This is a genomic window from Halomonas sp. ND22Bw (assembly GCF_003011945.1).
Lineage (GTDB): Bacteria > Pseudomonadota > Gammaproteobacteria > Pseudomonadales > Halomonadaceae > Halomonas > Halomonas halophila.
In genome coordinates, this window is the sequence record NZ_PXWD01001183.1 from 1 (window position 1) to 260 (window position 260).

Sequence of the window (260 nt, forward strand, 5' to 3'; positions counted from 1 at the left end):
CGAGGCCGGTGGCGGCCACGGCGCGGGTGGTGCGGTGGAGCTCGGCCGCGAGCTCGGTGCCGGTCGCCCCGGCGCCGATGACCGTGACGTGGAGCTGGCCCGGCCGCACCGGACCCGGCTGGGTATGGGCGCGCAGCATGCCGTTGATCAGGCGCTGGTGGAAGCGCACCGCCTGGCCCTGGGTGTCGAGGGCGATGGCGTTCTCCTTCACGCCGGGCGTGCCGAAATCGTTGGTGGTCGAACCCACCGCCATCACCAGG

General features: G+C 73.8%; 1 protein-coding gene. It reads right to left on the reverse strand.

The window, feature by feature from the left end:
- On the reverse strand, nucleotides 1–247 hold a 247-nt coding region (locus CVH10_RS21910; protein ID WP_369335963.1), incomplete at its 3' end, for an FAD-dependent oxidoreductase.
- Nucleotides 248–260 lie beyond the last annotated feature (13 nt).